Source organism: Mesorhizobium sp. INR15 (assembly GCF_015500075.1).
Classification (GTDB): Bacteria; Pseudomonadota; Alphaproteobacteria; order Rhizobiales; family Rhizobiaceae; genus Mesorhizobium.
In genome coordinates this window covers 5,345,108-5,358,787 of sequence record NZ_CP045496.1, presented here as the reverse complement: position 1 = coordinate 5,358,787, position 13,680 = coordinate 5,345,108, and the positions used below count along the sequence as shown (strand labels likewise).

Annotated in this window: 18 protein-coding genes; 11 read left to right on the top strand and 7 right to left on the bottom strand. The window is 62.0% G+C overall.

The features are described from left to right. Positions 1-68 precede the first annotated feature (68 nt). The 3 genes from GA829_RS26235 (at position 69) to GA829_RS26225 (ending at position 2,874) form a co-directional block, all read left to right on the top strand. Complete coding sequence (locus GA829_RS26235) at positions 69-1,025, top strand: ABC transporter substrate-binding protein (protein WP_374940433.1); 957 nt, start codon at positions 69-71, stop codon at positions 1,023-1,025. Positions 1,026-1,158: 133 nt separating this feature from the next. Next, on the top strand, positions 1,159-1,983 hold the full coding sequence (locus tag GA829_RS26230; RefSeq protein ID WP_195175484.1) for an ABC transporter ATP-binding protein: 825 nt from the start codon (positions 1,159-1,161) through the stop codon (positions 1,981-1,983). A 12-nt stretch (positions 1,984-1,995) separates the two neighbouring features. Then, positions 1,996-2,874: an ABC transporter permease gene (locus GA829_RS26225; RefSeq protein WP_195175483.1), complete on the top strand. Its 879-nt coding sequence runs from the start codon at positions 1,996-1,998 to the stop codon at positions 2,872-2,874. A 1-nt stretch (position 2,875) separates the two neighbouring features. Here the strand turns inward: GA829_RS26225 and GA829_RS26220 are convergent, their stop codons facing one another. Together GA829_RS26220 and GA829_RS26215 are read right to left on the bottom strand one after the other, a co-directional pair. Further along, positions 2,876-4,234 (bottom strand): sensor histidine kinase, encoded by a 1,359-nt coding sequence (locus GA829_RS26220; protein ID WP_195175482.1) that lies wholly within the window; start codon positions 4,232-4,234, stop codon positions 2,876-2,878. Then, complete coding sequence (locus GA829_RS26215; protein ID WP_195175481.1) at positions 4,224-4,892, bottom strand: response regulator; 669 nt, start codon at positions 4,890-4,892, stop codon at positions 4,224-4,226. The genes GA829_RS26220 and GA829_RS26215 overlap by 11 nt, the downstream gene beginning before the upstream one ends. A gap of 566 nt (positions 4,893-5,458) precedes the next feature. Here GA829_RS26215 and GA829_RS26210 point away from each other — a divergent pair. The 3 genes from GA829_RS26210 to GA829_RS26200 all read left to right on the top strand — a co-directional run bounded on the left by GA829_RS26210 (position 5,459) and on the right by GA829_RS26200 (position 6,403). After that, on the top strand, positions 5,459-5,686 hold the full coding sequence (locus GA829_RS26210; protein ID WP_195175480.1) for a DUF680 domain-containing protein: 228 nt from the start codon (positions 5,459-5,461) through the stop codon (positions 5,684-5,686). Positions 5,687-5,734: 48 nt separating this feature from the next. Continuing rightward, the gene (locus tag GA829_RS26205) at positions 5,735-5,944 is read left to right on the top strand and encodes a DUF680 domain-containing protein (protein WP_195175479.1); all 210 of its coding nucleotides are present in this window, start codon (positions 5,735-5,737) and stop codon (positions 5,942-5,944) included. Positions 5,945-6,151: 207 nt separating this feature from the next. Beyond that, complete coding sequence (locus GA829_RS26200) at positions 6,152-6,403, top strand: DUF680 domain-containing protein (protein WP_195175478.1); 252 nt, start codon at positions 6,152-6,154, stop codon at positions 6,401-6,403. 49 nt (positions 6,404-6,452) lie between these two features. On the opposite strand, the gene GA829_RS26195 is transcribed toward GA829_RS26200, so the two are convergent. The 3 genes from GA829_RS26195 to purM are packed head-to-tail and all read right to left on the bottom strand — an operon-like array spanning position 6,453 to position 8,768. Continuing rightward, positions 6,453-6,956 (bottom strand): SixA phosphatase family protein, encoded by a 504-nt coding sequence (locus tag GA829_RS26195; RefSeq protein ID WP_195175477.1) that lies wholly within the window; start codon positions 6,954-6,956, stop codon positions 6,453-6,455. Positions 6,957-6,966: 10 nt separating this feature from the next. Continuing rightward, positions 6,967-7,677 carry a phosphoribosylglycinamide formyltransferase gene (gene purN / locus GA829_RS26190; protein WP_195175476.1) on the bottom strand — a complete coding sequence of 237 codons (711 nt, stop codon included), beginning with the start codon at positions 7,675-7,677 and terminating at the stop codon, positions 6,967-6,969. Further along, on the bottom strand, positions 7,674-8,768 hold the full coding sequence (gene purM, locus GA829_RS26185) for a phosphoribosylformylglycinamidine cyclo-ligase (protein WP_195175475.1): 1,095 nt from the start codon (positions 8,766-8,768) through the stop codon (positions 7,674-7,676). Before purM ends, purN begins: the two co-directional genes overlap by 4 nt. Before the next feature lie 162 nt (positions 8,769-8,930). Between purM and GA829_RS26180 the strand changes: the two genes are divergently transcribed. From GA829_RS26180 to GA829_RS26160, 5 genes are all read left to right on the top strand, one after another. Further along, a complete protein-coding gene (locus GA829_RS26180) occupies positions 8,931-9,488 on the top strand; it encodes a CDP-alcohol phosphatidyltransferase family protein (RefSeq protein WP_195175474.1) in 558 nt (185 codons plus the stop codon). After that, positions 9,460-10,650, top strand: a complete 1,191-nt coding sequence (locus GA829_RS26175) for an AI-2E family transporter (protein ID WP_195175473.1) — start codon at positions 9,460-9,462, stop codon at positions 10,648-10,650. The genes GA829_RS26180 and GA829_RS26175 overlap by 29 nt, the downstream gene beginning before the upstream one ends. A gap of 45 nt (positions 10,651-10,695) precedes the next feature. Then, positions 10,696-11,400 carry a DnaA regulatory inactivator HdaA gene (gene hdaA / locus GA829_RS26170; RefSeq protein WP_195175472.1) on the top strand — a complete coding sequence of 235 codons (705 nt, stop codon included), beginning with the start codon at positions 10,696-10,698 and terminating at the stop codon, positions 11,398-11,400. Positions 11,401-11,534: 134 nt separating this feature from the next. Next, a complete protein-coding gene (locus GA829_RS26165; RefSeq protein WP_195175471.1) occupies positions 11,535-11,792 on the top strand; it encodes a type II toxin-antitoxin system Phd/YefM family antitoxin in 258 nt (85 codons plus the stop codon). Further along, on the top strand, positions 11,789-12,172 hold the full coding sequence (locus GA829_RS26160; protein ID WP_195175470.1) for a type II toxin-antitoxin system VapC family toxin: 384 nt from the start codon (positions 11,789-11,791) through the stop codon (positions 12,170-12,172). The genes GA829_RS26165 and GA829_RS26160 overlap by 4 nt, the downstream gene beginning before the upstream one ends. A gap of 218 nt (positions 12,173-12,390) precedes the next feature. On the opposite strand, the gene GA829_RS26155 is transcribed toward GA829_RS26160, so the two are convergent. Then, a complete protein-coding gene (locus GA829_RS26155) occupies positions 12,391-12,672 on the bottom strand; it encodes a hypothetical protein (RefSeq protein WP_195175469.1) in 282 nt (93 codons plus the stop codon). Positions 12,673-12,715: 43 nt separating this feature from the next. After that, positions 12,716-13,621, bottom strand: coding sequence for a LysR family transcriptional regulator (locus GA829_RS26150; protein ID WP_195175468.1), 906 nt, complete (start codon positions 13,619-13,621; stop codon positions 12,716-12,718). Between the last annotated feature and the right edge of the window lie 59 nt (positions 13,622-13,680).

Below are 13,680 nucleotides of genomic sequence, written 5' to 3'. Positions count from 1 at the left end.
GGGAAGAGGCCATGTCGCTCGCGCGAATACTGCTTGATTCAGCCGCCACAACCGCTCTCGTCGCCACCATGGCCTTGTCCGCGCCATCAGCGCGCGCTGACGAAAAGGTCTCGATCATGGTGGGCGGTTACGAAAAACAGATCTATCTGCCGGCCAAGCTGACCGAAGCGCTCGGCTACTTCAAGGATGAAGGCCTCGACGTTGAGTTGCTGAATGAGCCCGCTGGCGTCGACGCTGAAAACGAAATGCTGGCCGGGGCCGTCCAGGGCGTTGTCGGCTTCTATGATCATTGCATTGATCTGCAGGCCAAGGGCAAATTCGTCGAGTCAATCGTTCAGTTCAGCCAGGCCCCGGGGGAGGTTGAACTCGTCTCGACCAAACATCCCGAAATCAAATCGCCCGCTGATTTCAAGGGTATGAATCTTGGCGTCACCGGCCTCGGCTCCTCCACAAACTTCCTGACGGAATATCTCGCCGTCAAGAATGGCCTGAAGCTCGGTGAATTCACCTCCATCCCCGTCGGCGCCGGCAATACGTTCATCGCCGCGATGCAGCAGGACAAGATCCAGGCGGGCATGACCACGGAACCCACGATCACGCGGCTGCTCAAGACGGGCGAAGCCGCCATTCTTGTCGATATGCGCACGATGGAAGGCACCAAGGCCGCGCTCGGCGGCACATACCCGGCCGCGTCCCTCTATATGCAGACGGACTGGGTCGAGGCCCACAAGGATACCGTCCAGAAGCTGGCGAATGCCTTCGTCAAGACGCAGAAATTCATCAACACCCACAGTGGTGCGGAAATCGCCGACAAGATGCCGAAGGACTACTACGTTGGCGACAAGGAGGGCTATATCAAGGCTCTCGACGACGGCAAGGCGATGTTCACCGCCGACGGCATCATGCCTCAAGGCGGCCCGGAGACGGTGCTGACGGTTCTTTCGGCTTTCAAGAAGGAACTGCAGGGCAAACAGATCGATCTCGCCAAGACCTACACCTCGGAATTCGTCAAAAACGCCAAGTAGCTGATCATGCCGGTGCGATGCGAGGCATCGCACCGGCATCCGCCACGTATTTCATGACCTGCGGCCCTGGAGCATCGGGACAACCCGATACCCCAGCCGACGGTTGGCGTTCGCTGGAAACCGGAGTTCCACCATGGTCCCCCAAGAAATCAAACATGACAAAACCGCGCCGGCGATCGAACTGATCAATGTCAGTCGGCGGTTCCTCTCGCCGACGGGCAAATCGCTAACGGCGCTGCGCGATTTCACCATGACCGTCGAGCGTGGCGAATTCGTCGCCGTGGTTGGGCCAACCGGTTGCGGGAAATCCACCACCCTCAACCTGGTTACCGGACTGGCAAGTCCAAGTGCGGGCGAAGTTCGCGTCATGGGCAATCCCGTCAAGGGCATTGACCCGCGCATCGGCTTTGTTTTCCAAAGTGATGCGCTGTTTCCATGGCGCACCGTGATCGAGAACGTCATGGCCGGACCGCTGTTCCGCGGCAAACCCAAGTCGCAGGCCTTGGCCTCCGCACGCGACTGGCTCGCGCGTGTAGGCCTGTCGCGGTTCGAACAGCACTATCCCCACCAGCTCTCGGGCGGCATGCGCAAGCGGGTGGCGCTGGCCCAGACTTTCATAAATGGTCCCGAGATTCTGCTGATGGACGAACCGTTTTCCGCGCTCGACGTACAGACGCGCGTTCTCATGCACGAGGAGCTTTTGCGCCTCTGGTCGGAGGCGAAGGCCTCGGTGGTGTTTGTCACACACGACCTCGAGGAGGCGATCGCGCTGGCCGACAAGGTCTACGTCCTGACCGCCGGCCCAGCGACGGTGAAGTCGGTTTACACCATCGACCTGCCGCGCCCGCGCATCGTCGCCGATATCCGCTACGAACAAAGCTTCATCGACTATTCGCGCACCATCTGGGCCGACCTCAAGGAAGAGGTCGAGACCAGCTATGCACGCGCCGCGGCCTGAGGGAGGAATGCCATGACCGATGCCACCATCGACATCCGCGCCGGTGCCTTCAGGCCCGGCACTTCGGACGCCGAGATCGAAGCCGCCGCCGCGAAGGCGGCAACAAATCGCCGTCGTACGGTGATTTTCTGGCGAGTAGCCATTCTCGTCGTCTTCCTGGTCTTGTGGGAAGTCGCCGGGCGCCTTGCCTGGATAGATCCGTTCTTCTACGCAATGCCAAGCACGATCGCGGCACGGCTATACGAGTGGACGACAGAGGGAACGTCGGAAGGACCACTCTGGTACCATCTCTATGTGACCATGGAAGAAGCCACGATTGGCTTTGTCACGGGCTCTATCGCCGGCATCATCATAGGTGTCGCGCTCGGCCGCAACCGGATGGCCGCCGACATCTTTTCAATCTACATCAAGGTGATCAACTCCATTCCTCGCGTGGTTCTGGCGCCGATCTTCATCATGATCCTCGGCCTTGGCCTGGCTTCGAAAGTGGCGCTTGCCTTCGTCATGGTTTTCTTCGTCGTCTTCCACAACGCGTTCCAGGGCGTGCGGGAAGCCGACAGGGCAATGATCGCCAACGCCCGCATCCTCGGCGCGTCCGACTGGCAACTGACCCGCTCGGTGATCGTTCCGTCGGCGATGAGCTGGATCTTCGCCAGCCTGCATGTCAGCTTCGGCTTTGCCATCATCGGTGCGATCGTCGGTGAATTTGTCGGCTCGCGCTATGGCATCGGCCTGCTGATCAACATCGCCAAGGGATCCTTCGACGCTGCCGGCATGTATGCGGCGATCGTCATCGTCATGGTGGTGGCCCTCGGCGCCGAATATCTGATGACGATGGTCGAGAACCGCCTGGCAAAATGGCGTCCACAACCGCTTCACGAGACACAGTGAGCTAGCGGTCAGCCAGAGGCAGCCTTACCTCGACCACCAGACCCGCGGCCGCGCCATTCTCCAGGGTGACGCGGCCGCCGGCGTTCTCGGCCACCTCGCGCACAATGGCGAGACCAAGCCCGCTGCCTTCCTCGGTCGTGTCAGCAATCCGGTAGAAGCGCTCGAAGACATGATCGCGCTCCTCCTCGGGTATGCCTGGTCCGTCGTCGGTGACTGTCAGTACGGCGTTTCCGTCGCTGGCGGCGAGCTTGACGGTGACCGAGCCTCCGGCCGGTGTGTAGCGGAGTGCATTGTCGACCAGATTGACGATCATCTCGCGCAGCATGGTGCCGTCGCCAATGACCGATACCGGCCCGGTTTCCTCGAGCCCGAGATCGATGTCGCGGCTGACTGCCGTCGGCGCTTGCGTTTCCAGAACATGGCGGGCGGCTTCGGTCAGATCGATGCGGTCGGCGCGCGGCCGCCGGCTGCCCGGCTCGGCGCGCGACAGGGTGAGCAACTGTTCGGCCAGCCGCGCCAGCCGGCCTGAACTCGCCTGCAGCGCCACCAACGCTTCCTGGCGGGCATCGGGGACACTTTCGCGCAGCGCGTAGCTGGCCTGCGTCGACAGCAGCGCCAGCGGCGTCCGCAACTGATGCGCGGCATTGGCGATGAAACGGCGCTGTGCCGCCATCTGCGCGCGAACACGTTCCATATAAGCGTTGAGTGCGTCGATCAGCGGGCGGATTTCGCTTTGCGCGCCAGCCACTTCGACCGGATCGAGATCGTTGCGGCCTGGAGAGCGCACAGCGTCGCGCAGCCTGATCAAAGGCGCCAGGCCGCGGCTCAGGCCAAGCAGCACGAACAAGCCGGCAATAACCACCAGCGCCAGTTGCTGGGCAAAGGCGCCAAACCACAGGCGCCGCACCATGGCGTCGTGTCCGGCAAGCGTGACGCCAACCGTGACGATGATCGGCGACTCGTTGCCGGCGCCAACCACGGCGTGGCTTAGCGTGAGGAGCCGCAGCCAATGGTCACGATAGGCGGCCTCGGTGCTGGAGGGCCTGGACGCTTCCGGCAGGTCAGGATAGCCGGTCAGCAGACGCCCGCCGGCTGTCTTGACATGATAATAGACGCTGTCACGGTCACCTGTGTCGAACATCTCGAGCGCCGCCGGAGGCACGGTTGCGTCGAGCACGCCGTCGACCATGGCCACCTGCTCGGCAATGGTCCGAGCCGAACCCAGCAGCATGCGATCGGTGACCAGATCGGCGGTTGCCTGCGCGCTGCCATGACTGGTCCACAAGTTGATCGCGGCGAGCCCGGCCAGCGGCAGCACCACCCAGGCGAGCAACTGGAGGCGGAGGCTATCAATCCTCATGGCGGAGCAGATAGCCGAGGCCGCGCAACGTAGCGATGTGGACGCGTGACCCTTCAAGTTTCTTGCGCACGCGGTGAACATAGATCTCGATGGCGCTGGGGTCGGCGTCGGTATCGAAGTCGTAGATCGCCGCCGACAGCGCCGCCTTACTGACGGTGCGCCCAGCCTTGACCACCAATTGCTCCAGCACCGCGCGTTCGCGTGGCGTCAGTGTCAGAGCCTCGCCGGCCAGCGCGAACAGCCGTGTGTTGGTATCAAAGACGAGGTCGCCGCAAGCAATCACCGGCGCGGTGCGGTCGTTGGCGCGGCGCAACTGCACGCGGATGCGCGCCTCCAGCTCCTCGATCTGGAAAGGCTTTGCCAGGTAGTCGTCGGCGCCTTCATTGAGACCTTTGACCCGGCCATCGAGGCTGGCATTGGCGGTCAGCACGATCACCGGCACGCGGTTGCCGCGCGCTCGCAGCATGCGCAGCACCTCAAGGCCACTCATGCGCGGCAGGGCAAGATCGAGAATGACCAGCGCATGGTCGCCGGCGGCCAGCGCATGTTCGACATCCTCTCCATCATGGACGATGTCGACGACATAGTTTGCCTGACGCAGGGTCTTGCTCAGCCAATCGGCCAGTTCTCGATTGTCTTCGACAAGCAGCAGCCGCATTTTTCCATCGCCGTTCCGAGACGCGGGCCACCTGGCGCTACCAGGTTGCTCCCAATTGATGGTCGTACGCAATCGATAGTATCGATCCGGCCGCAACGCAAATAGGCGGGCCATTGCCCGTCGGGATTGCAATCGCAGCCTTAGGACTGGCCTGCCTGGCAGCTGTAAAATAGAGCCGGCTTGGTCTTTCTGGTGGATTTGGGATCGCAAGATTGTCCTTCTCAATGCTGTGACGAGCGTCGTGAAAGCCGCTGCTTTCGCTGAATCGAACCGATCGGTTCGTTTTCTGTTGACGGACCGTCTCGCGTGGGTGAACGCCGGCTTAGGAAATGCCGGGAAGCCGACAGGACCGATGTTGTCTAACGCATTGATAAAATTCATAAAAATTTTTCCCGCCGCAGCCATGTGAGGGATTTCAAGGCCCGGAATCACACGCGGGTGGAACATCTTCGTGATTGGAAACCGAAGCCGTACAGACCCATTTCGGGGTGGTCCGAGCGACGCGAAATTCCTCCCAAGGGCACGCCACTAGACGGACAGAACAAGGAAATACTGGAGTACATAAAATGACCAAGATCGCTCTTACCGCCGCCGCCATCCTCGTTGCCACGGGCAGCGCTTTTGCCAACGGTAGCGACCACTACGGCTCGAACAACGTCAATCAGCCGGCTGCCCCGGTTGCCAGTGTCGACCACTCGTTCACAGGCTCGATCAGGAAGTCGGATGTTGTGCAGCAGGACGGCGCCAACTCCAAGGTGACGATTGAATCCGGCCAGGGCATCTGGGGCCGCTAATCGCGGTTCCCGCCTCAAAATCTCAATTTCAAATCAGGAGTAACCAAAATGACCAAGATCGCTCTTACCGCCGCCGCCATCCTTGTCGCCACGGGCACCGCTTTTGCCGGCAGTGACAACTTTGGCTCGAACAACGCCAACCAGCCGGTTGCCAATATCGACCACTCGTATACCGCTTCGATCCAGAAGTCGGACGCGGCCACGCAGAACGGTGGCAAGGTGACGACTGAATCCGGCCAGGGCATCTGGGGCCGTTAATCTCCCCAGCATTTGGCTACAAGACTACAAAGAGCGGTGGGCTTGGCCCGCCGCTCTTGTTTTTTGCGCTTGGAGAAACCCGCGGCGCTCAGGCATGCGGCACCAAAACCTTCCTGTCGGGAATAAAACCTGGCCATCGGCAGTCTTCTCAGTGAGCGGCGCGATCCTCCCAAGACGCCGCGCAACAGACCAAACAGGAAGAAACAAATGATCAGGACTGTATTTCTGGCGGCGGCCATTCTCGCCACAACCGGCAGCGTTTTTGCCGGCAGCGATCACTATGGCGCGGATGGTGCCAATCAGCCGGTTGCCGCTGTCGATCACACCCTCACAGCATCTATTCGTCATCCGGACATGCATCAGAACGGCAATATGGATCAGGTGAAAACCCCGTCCGGCATGGCTGGAGCCCAACAGCAGACATGGCCCGAATCCGGCCAGGGTATCTGGGGCAATTGATCAGCTAGCCGATGATCGCCAGCAGCGGGTCAAGCCCGTTGCCTGGCCGTCAGCCCAGGTCCTTCGGCCACAGGCAGTGCGTCAGCCGGGCGGATGAGAGCCCGGCCCAGTCACCGTCAAGGACAAAGCGGGCAAGGGCGGCGGTCGGAAATTTTTCCTCAACCTTGCGCATCGCCTTGGCGTCCGAGCCTTGGCCTGCAAGTTGTTTGGTCAGGCCTTCCATGCCTGGGTTGTGTCCGAGCAGCAGCAGGACGCCGACAAAGCCCGGTGTCCGCTGTAGCGCTTTCAGCAGCGTGTCAGACGAGGCGTCGTAAAGCTCGTCGGCGAACTCAACCGGGGCAGGGACTTCTGCTGAAACCAGCCGCCAGGTCTCGCGGGTGCGCAGTGCCGGCGAGACCAGCGCCAAGTCGGGCAGCCAATCCCGCGCGGCAAGTTCGCGGCCCATCAGCTTCGCGGCCTTGATCCCACGCGGCGCCAGTGGCCGGTCGAAATCGGCAAGTGCCGGATCATCCCAGCTCGACTTGGCATGGCGCAGCAGAAGCAGTTGCTTCATGGTAGCCTTTTCAAGGTGTGATGCGCGCCAATTGCTCGAGGTCGACTTCCTCGCGCAGCGGGCTCGGTGTGATGATCATCGAGGTCGCGTTGTCGGCATCATCGGCGAAACGGGTAAACACGGTGTGGCCGCGCTCCATGCGCGCCTTGCCTTCGGCAACCAGCCCAAGCGCCAGCGGATAGAGCTGATGCTCGGCTTTCAGCACGCGTGCGGCCAGCGCATCGGCATTGTCACCAACCATTACCGGCACGGCGGCCTGGGCAATGATTGGACCATCATCCATTTCCGGCGTGACGAAGTGCACCGTACAACCATGAATGCGCATGCCGGCGGCAAGTGCGCGTGCATGCGTGTCGAGGCCTTTGAAGGCTGGCAGCAGGGCAGGGTGGATATTGATCATGCGGCCTTGCCATTTCTCGACAAAACCGCTGGTCAGGATGCGCATATAGCCGGCCAGCGCCACGATCTCGGCATTGAATGCGACAAGAGCCGCGTCGATTGCCGCGTCATGCGCTTGCTTGCTGCCATGGTCGCCACGCGAAATCACCTGGGTGGCGATGCCGCGCGCTCTTGCTATGCCAAGTCCTGCTGCGTCGGCCTTGTCGGAAATGACTCCGACGATTTCGGCCGGAAAACCCGGATCGCTGGCAGCGGCGATCAGCGCGGTCATGTTGGACCCGCGCCCCGAAATCAGCACCACTGTGCGTTTGCGTATGCTCATAGTCCGATCGAGCCCCGATAGATCACGCCTGTATCGCGGCGTGGCACGATACGGCCGATCGGCGTGACCGTCTCACCGGCTTCCTGCAGCACGGCCGCGACCTGCGCCGCCTGGCCAGAGGCTACGACAAGGATCATGCCGACGCCGCAATTGAAGGTCCGCATCATCTCTTCCGGCGCCACGCCGCCGGTCTTGGCCAGCCACGAGAACACCGGCGGAACGTCGATCGCTTCAAGATCGAGCTCCGCGGAAAAGTCCTTGGGCAGGACACGCGGGATGTTTTCGGGGAAGCCGCCGCCGGTAATGTGAGCCAGCGCCTTGATGCCATGCGTGCCACGGATCGCCTTGAGCAGCGATTTGACATAGATGCGCGTCGGCTCGAGCAGCGCCTCGGCCAGTGTAGCGCTGTCATTGAAGGGCGCCGGATCGCCCCACGCCAGGCCGCTTGCCGCGACGATGCGGCGGACCAGCGAAAAGCCGTTGGAATGCAGGCCAGACGAGGCCAGGCCGAGCAGCACGTCACCTTCGACGATGTCGTCGGTCGGCAACAACTGGCCACGTTCAGCGGCACCCACGGCAAAGCCGGCAAGATCATAGTCGTTGCCATGGTACATGCCGGGCATTTCCGCGGTCTCGCCGCCGATCAGCGCGCAGCCGGCCTGACGGCAGCCCTCGGCGATGCCGCCGACGATCGCGGCGCCCTGGTCGGGATCAAGCTTGCCGGTGGCGAAATAGTCGAGGAAGAACAGCGGCTCGGCGCCTTGCACGACAATGTCGTTGACGCACATGGCGACAAGGTCGATGCCGATCGTGTCGTGCTTGCCGGCGTCGATGGCGATCTTCAGCTTGGTGCCGACGCCGTCATTGGCGGCAACCAGCACAGGATCGGTGAAGCCGGCGGCCTTGAGATCGAACAGCCCGCCAAACCCACCGATCTCGCCATCAGCGCCGGGCCGGCGCGTGGCGCGAACCAATGGCTTGATCTTCTCGACCATGAGATTGCCGGCATCGATGTCGACGCCAGCCTCGGCATAGGTGAGCCCGTTCTTGAGCTTGTCTGTTTCCGGCTGACCTGGGTCGCGCTTGCTCATCGCGTCTCTCCTGCTCGTTTGCGGGCTCTTCGCATGAACAGCCGCGCCTCGCAAGGTGAGGCGTGTTCCACATTGGGGACGGAAAGCCAATCGGCGGCCTCACTCTTGTACCATCCCTATGTCTCAATCATGTATCCTAGGCGGACTCGGCGGGACATCGCGTTGACCATTCCCAATCTGATCACCATCCTGCGCCTGGTGCTGGTTCCGGCGGTGGTGCTTGCCATGCTGCAGGCGCGCTGGGACTGGGCCTTTGCCGGCTTCGTCGTCGCCGGCATTTCGGACGGCGTCGACGGTTTCATCGCTCGCCATTTCAACCAGCAATCAAAGCTCGGCGCCTATCTCGATCCGATTGCCGACAAACTGCTTCTTGTCTCGGTGTTCGTGGTCATGGGCTTCATCGGGCAACTGCCGCTGTGGCTGGTCGTCACCATGGTGTCGCGCGATGCGCTGATCGTCTGCGCGGTCATCCTGTCCACCGTGATGGCCCATCCGGTCGAGATGCGGCCTCTGTTCGTTTCGAAAGCCAACACCGCCATTCAGATTGTCCTGGCGGCGGTGGTGCTGGGTGAGCTTGCCCTTGCCGTTCACCTCGATCCGCTTCGGCCCACCCTCATATTGCTGTCCGGGGTCTTGACCGTGGCTTCGGCCGCGGCCTATCTCGTGGCTTGGCTGAGGCATATGAGCGGTTATGACGAAGGCTCCACTCCGGGCACCTGACAACGAAGCAGCGGTAATCGAAGCTGCAGCCGCCGATCTTGCCGCGTCCGCCGCGTTCCGCCGGCAAATCTTCTTCTGGCTGGCCGGCGCTGCCCTGCTGGCGCTTTTCCTCTATGTTTTCAGTGCAATCCTGCTGCCGTTCGTCGCCGGCATGGTGCTCGCCTATTTCCTCGATCCGGTCGCTGACCGGCTGGAGCGGCTGGGCCTTTCGCGCATCATGGCAACGGTGGTCATCCTCATCACTTTTCTCGTCGTGCTGGTGCTGGCCTTTGTCATCCTCATTCCGGTCTTGGCGACGCAGATGGCTGATTTCGCCTCCAAGCTGCCGGAATACCTGACCAAGCTGCAAGGCCTGCTTACCTCCTTCGATCCGAAATGGCTGGAACAGAAATTCGGCGTCAACGCCAATGGCTTGCGTGACGGATTGAGCTCGCTGTTGTCCTCCGGGTTCGGCCTTGTCACCACGGTCTTCACCTCGCTGTGGAGTTCCGGCGTGGCGCTGGTGTCGGTGGTCAGCCTCTTCGTGGTGACGCCGGTCGTCGCCTTCTACATGCTGCTTGATTGGGATCGCATGGTCGCGGTCATCGACAGCTGGGTGCCGCGCGACAATGTCGCCACGGTGCGCGCCATTGCCAAGGACATCAACACGGCCACCGCCGGTTTCGTGCGCGGACAAGGCACGCTCTGCCTGGTTCTGGGCGCCATGTATGCCACCGGGCTGACGCTGACCGGCTTGAATTTCGGCATCCTCATCGGCCTGTTCGCTGGGCTGATCTCGTTCATCCCTTATGTCGGCTCGTTGACCGGGCTGGTGCTGGCTGTCGGCGTCGCTTTCGTCCAGTTCTGGCCGGACTGGACCATGATCGTTGCTGTCGCCGTGGTCTTCTTCATCGGCCAGTTCATCGAAGGCAACATCCTGCAGCCGAGGCTGGTCGGCAAAAGCGTCGGCCTGCATCCGGTGTGGCTGATGTTCGCGCTGTTTGCCTTCGGCGCCTTGTTTGGCTTCGTCGGTCTGCTGATTGCCGTGCCAGCCTCGGCGGCGGTAGCCGTGCTGGTGCGCTTTGCCATCGCGCGCTATCTGGAATCCCCGCTCTACAAGGGGCACGGCGCCGACCCCGTTCCAGAGTTGCAGGGCCGCCGCCGCAAGACAGTCAAGCCATGAACCGGCCCGTGATCGACTGCACGGCCAAGCCGCAAGGCTGGCTGAATGGGTGATTTCAAAATCGATCCGCCGCGTCAGCTGCCGCTCGATCTCGGTCACGGTACCGGCTATTCGCGTGACGACCTTGTCGTGTCAGGCACCAACAGCCAGGCGGTGGCGCTTGTCGACCGCTGGCCCGACTGGCCGTCTGCGGTCGTGGTGCTGGCCGGTCCGGCAGGGTCCGGCAAAACACATCTGGCCTCGATCTGGCGCTCGCGCGCCAACGCGGTCGCGGTCGAAGCCAGACATATTGGCGACTGCATCGCAACGCTCGGCAGCCGTCCGGCGGCGATCGACGATGTCGACACTGGCGTTATCGACGAGCAGGGCCTTTTTCATCTGATCAATGCGGTGCGCGGCGCCAATTCGCAGCTGCTGCTGACCGCGCGCCGCTTCCCCTCGGCCTGGGGCGTTGCCTTGCCCGATCTCGCTTCGCGGTTGAAAGCGGCTGCGACGGTCGAAATCCATGAGCCCGACGACCTTTTGCTGGCCGGCGTCATCACCAAGCTGTTCGCCGACCGCCAGGTCGAGGTCGAGCCGCATGTCGTGCAATATCTGGTGCGCCGCATCGAACGTTCGCTGGCAACCGCCATGCGGGTGGTCGAGCGGCTTGACCGCACCGCATTGGAACGCAAGACTCCAATCACTCGAGCGCTCGCCGCCGAGACGGTCAGCGCCATGGACGAAGGGCAGGGCGAGTTCGAGGTTTAGATCTGACTCGCGTGAGCGAATTCCGCCTGCCAGATGGTGCCGATTAGGGAAGCCGCTGGTTTCATGGTTGTAATGGACCATTAAATGGTCTATTTTTTGCATGACCGTCACCTGGTCCACTTTGGGAACGACCAATGCAAGTATCTGTCACCGATGCCAAAGGGCAGTTGACCGAATTGGTGCGCCGCGCCGAGGCCGGCGACGAAGTCATCCTGACCCGGCATGGCCATGCGGCGGTTCGGCTGGTTCCGGTCAAGGCGATACCTGACAGGAAGAGCCGGCGGGCGCTGCTTGAGGCGGTTCGGGCGGCGGGGGCCGCCAAGGCGAACACCGGACCATCCGCAGCGCGCAGCCAGGACTTCCTCTATGGTGACGACGGCCTGCCCGGATGATCGCAGTCGATACTTCGGCGCTGATGGCAATCGTGCTTGACGAGCCGCAGGCCGAAGCTTGCATAGCCGCGCTCGAAGCCGAGGACGATATCCTGATCTCCGCCGGTACAGTCGCCGAAGCACTGATTGTTGCATCGCGGCGCGACGTTGCCGTCGAGCTGTCCAGCCTGATCGAAGGGCTCGGTTTCGAGATAATCACAGTCACGGCGGCCTCGGCCCGGCGCGTCGCTGAGGCATATGGGCGGTGGGGAAAGGGCGTCCATCCGGCAGCACTCAATTTCGGCGACTGTTTCGCCTATGAGGTGGCAAAGGAACATGCCTGTCGACTGCTCTATGTTGGTGACGATTTTTTGAAAACCGATATCGAAGGCGTTCTCTGACGGCCACGGCGTTTGAATCCTCGCGACATAACAGGACTGTACTGAACGCCTGCCTGTCCCATTTCGGGAAGCAATTGTTGGCATCCGTCTTGCATCATCCAGCCTGCCGGCCACGTGCTGGTCCTGATTGCGTTCCAAATCAGGTGTAGGCTCGCCGGGAGATGGCATTGGGGTTATCGCCCGGTGAGCTTGCCAAACCTCGGTCCGATTCGCTCTCTTCAAAGCCGCAACGCGGCCAGATAGCGAACCAGCAGGTAGACGGCTGTATGCGCGGCCACGTAGCCGATCGCGACGAACAGAAACATCTTCCAGCTGGCGGCCCATGACCGGCTGGGGATTTCGGCGCCGGCGGCATCTTTCCGGGCTCGCCGCTGCCCGATATTCCACATCGCAAGCCCGGCACAGGCGACCGCCCACACCACCATGACCGGAGCGGAAAAGCCGCTGAAGGCAAAATAGGCTGGGCCGAACAGGGACAGCCACGCGTCAAATCCAAACATGTCGCAAATCCCCTGTTTGCCGAATGGGCGAGAGACCGTGCCCTCAGGCGCCTCGTTCACGGTTCCACCGGCGAAGATGGTCGACGAGCACGCGCAGCTTGAGCGGCTGGTGTTGCCGGCGCGGATAATAGAGATAAAACCCGGGAAAAGGCGGACAAAACGCCTCCAGCAGCGGCACGAGCTCGCCGCGTTCCAGATAGGGACGGAAGGTCTCCTGCATGCCAAAGGTGATGCCGGCGCCGGAGCATGCGAGCCGGATCATCGTTGCCATGTCATTGGTCGTCACCCTTGGCTCGACCGCCACATCGAAGTCGCGCCCATTCTCGGTGAATTCCCATCGATAGGGCGCGACATCGGGCCGGGCACGCCAGCCGATGCAGGTGTGCGCCGACAACTCACCCGGATGATCAGGCGCCATGTGCCGCGAAAGATAGGACCGCGATGCGACCGCCACATGCCGTTGCTCCGTCGAGACGGAGACCGCGATCATATCCTGTTCGATCACCTCGCCAAGCCGGACCCCGGCATCGAACCCTTCGCGCACGATGTCGAACTCTTCATCGGTGACGGTGAGGTCGAGCCGGATATCGGGATAGGCCTCGAGAAAGCTGGGCAGTGCCATTCCTGAAAGAAAGCTCTCGGCGATGGTGGAAACGGCGATGCGAAGCATGCCGCTTGGGCGCGTGCGAAGTTCCTGCACCGCCTGAAGCGCCGCTCTGACATCCGCCAGCGCGGGGCGAGCTGTCGCATACAATTGCTCACCGGCCTCGGTGAGATGGACGCTGCGCGTCGTTCGCTGGACGAGCGCCACTCCCAGCCGATCCTCCAACCGCTGCAGGCCTTGGCTGACGGCCGAGCGGGTAATGCCCAAGCGTTCGCCCGCCACGCGAAAGCTGCGCGCCTCCGCGACAGCGATGAATGTGGAAATGCCTTCGATTGCGTCGATCATTGGTTAGCATAGCTAACCAGTTTATCAGATATTGGCAAGTAGATCAGCCTGATGGGCTC

Excerpts from the sequence above, each read along its gene's own strand:
- GA829_RS26205 (WP_195175479.1), top strand. The coding sequence starts at position 5,735 with ATGACCAAGATCGCTCTTACCGCCGCCGCCATCCTTGTCGCCACGGGC.
- GA829_RS26155 (WP_195175469.1), bottom strand. The coding sequence starts at position 12,672 with ATGTTTGGATTTGACGCGTGGCTGTCCCTGTTCGGCCCAGCCTATTTT.
- GA829_RS26210 (WP_195175480.1), top strand. The coding sequence starts at position 5,459 with ATGACCAAGATCGCTCTTACCGCCGCCGCCATCCTCGTTGCCACGGGC.
- hdaA (WP_195175472.1), top strand. The coding sequence starts at position 10,696 with ATGGGTGATTTCAAAATCGATCCGCCGCGTCAGCTGCCGCTCGATCTC.
- GA829_RS26175 (WP_195175473.1), top strand. The coding sequence starts at position 9,460 with ATGACGAAGGCTCCACTCCGGGCACCTGACAACGAAGCAGCGGTAATC.
- GA829_RS26165 (WP_195175471.1), top strand. The coding sequence starts at position 11,535 with ATGCAAGTATCTGTCACCGATGCCAAAGGGCAGTTGACCGAATTGGTG.
- GA829_RS26225 (WP_195175483.1), top strand. The coding sequence starts at position 1,996 with ATGACCGATGCCACCATCGACATCCGCGCCGGTGCCTTCAGGCCCGGC.
- GA829_RS26160 (WP_195175470.1), top strand. The coding sequence starts at position 11,789 with ATGATCGCAGTCGATACTTCGGCGCTGATGGCAATCGTGCTTGACGAG.
- GA829_RS26195 (WP_195175477.1), bottom strand. The coding sequence starts at position 6,956 with ATGAAGCAACTGCTTCTGCTGCGCCATGCCAAGTCGAGCTGGGATGAT.
- GA829_RS26215 (WP_195175481.1), bottom strand. The coding sequence starts at position 4,892 with ATGCGGCTGCTGCTTGTCGAAGACAATCGAGAACTGGCCGATTGGCTG.
- GA829_RS26220 (WP_195175482.1), bottom strand. The coding sequence starts at position 4,234 with ATGAGGATTGATAGCCTCCGCCTCCAGTTGCTCGCCTGGGTGGTGCTG.
- GA829_RS26150 (WP_195175468.1), bottom strand. The coding sequence starts at position 13,621 with ATGATCGACGCAATCGAAGGCATTTCCACATTCATCGCTGTCGCGGAG.
- purM (WP_195175475.1), bottom strand. The coding sequence starts at position 8,768 with ATGAGCAAGCGCGACCCAGGTCAGCCGGAAACAGACAAGCTCAAGAAC.
- purN (WP_195175476.1), bottom strand. The coding sequence starts at position 7,677 with ATGAGCATACGCAAACGCACAGTGGTGCTGATTTCGGGGCGCGGGTCC.
- GA829_RS26200 (WP_195175478.1), top strand. The coding sequence starts at position 6,152 with ATGATCAGGACTGTATTTCTGGCGGCGGCCATTCTCGCCACAACCGGC.
- GA829_RS26235 (WP_374940433.1), top strand. The coding sequence starts at position 69 with ATGGCCTTGTCCGCGCCATCAGCGCGCGCTGACGAAAAGGTCTCGATC.
- GA829_RS26230 (WP_195175484.1), top strand. The coding sequence starts at position 1,159 with ATGGTCCCCCAAGAAATCAAACATGACAAAACCGCGCCGGCGATCGAA.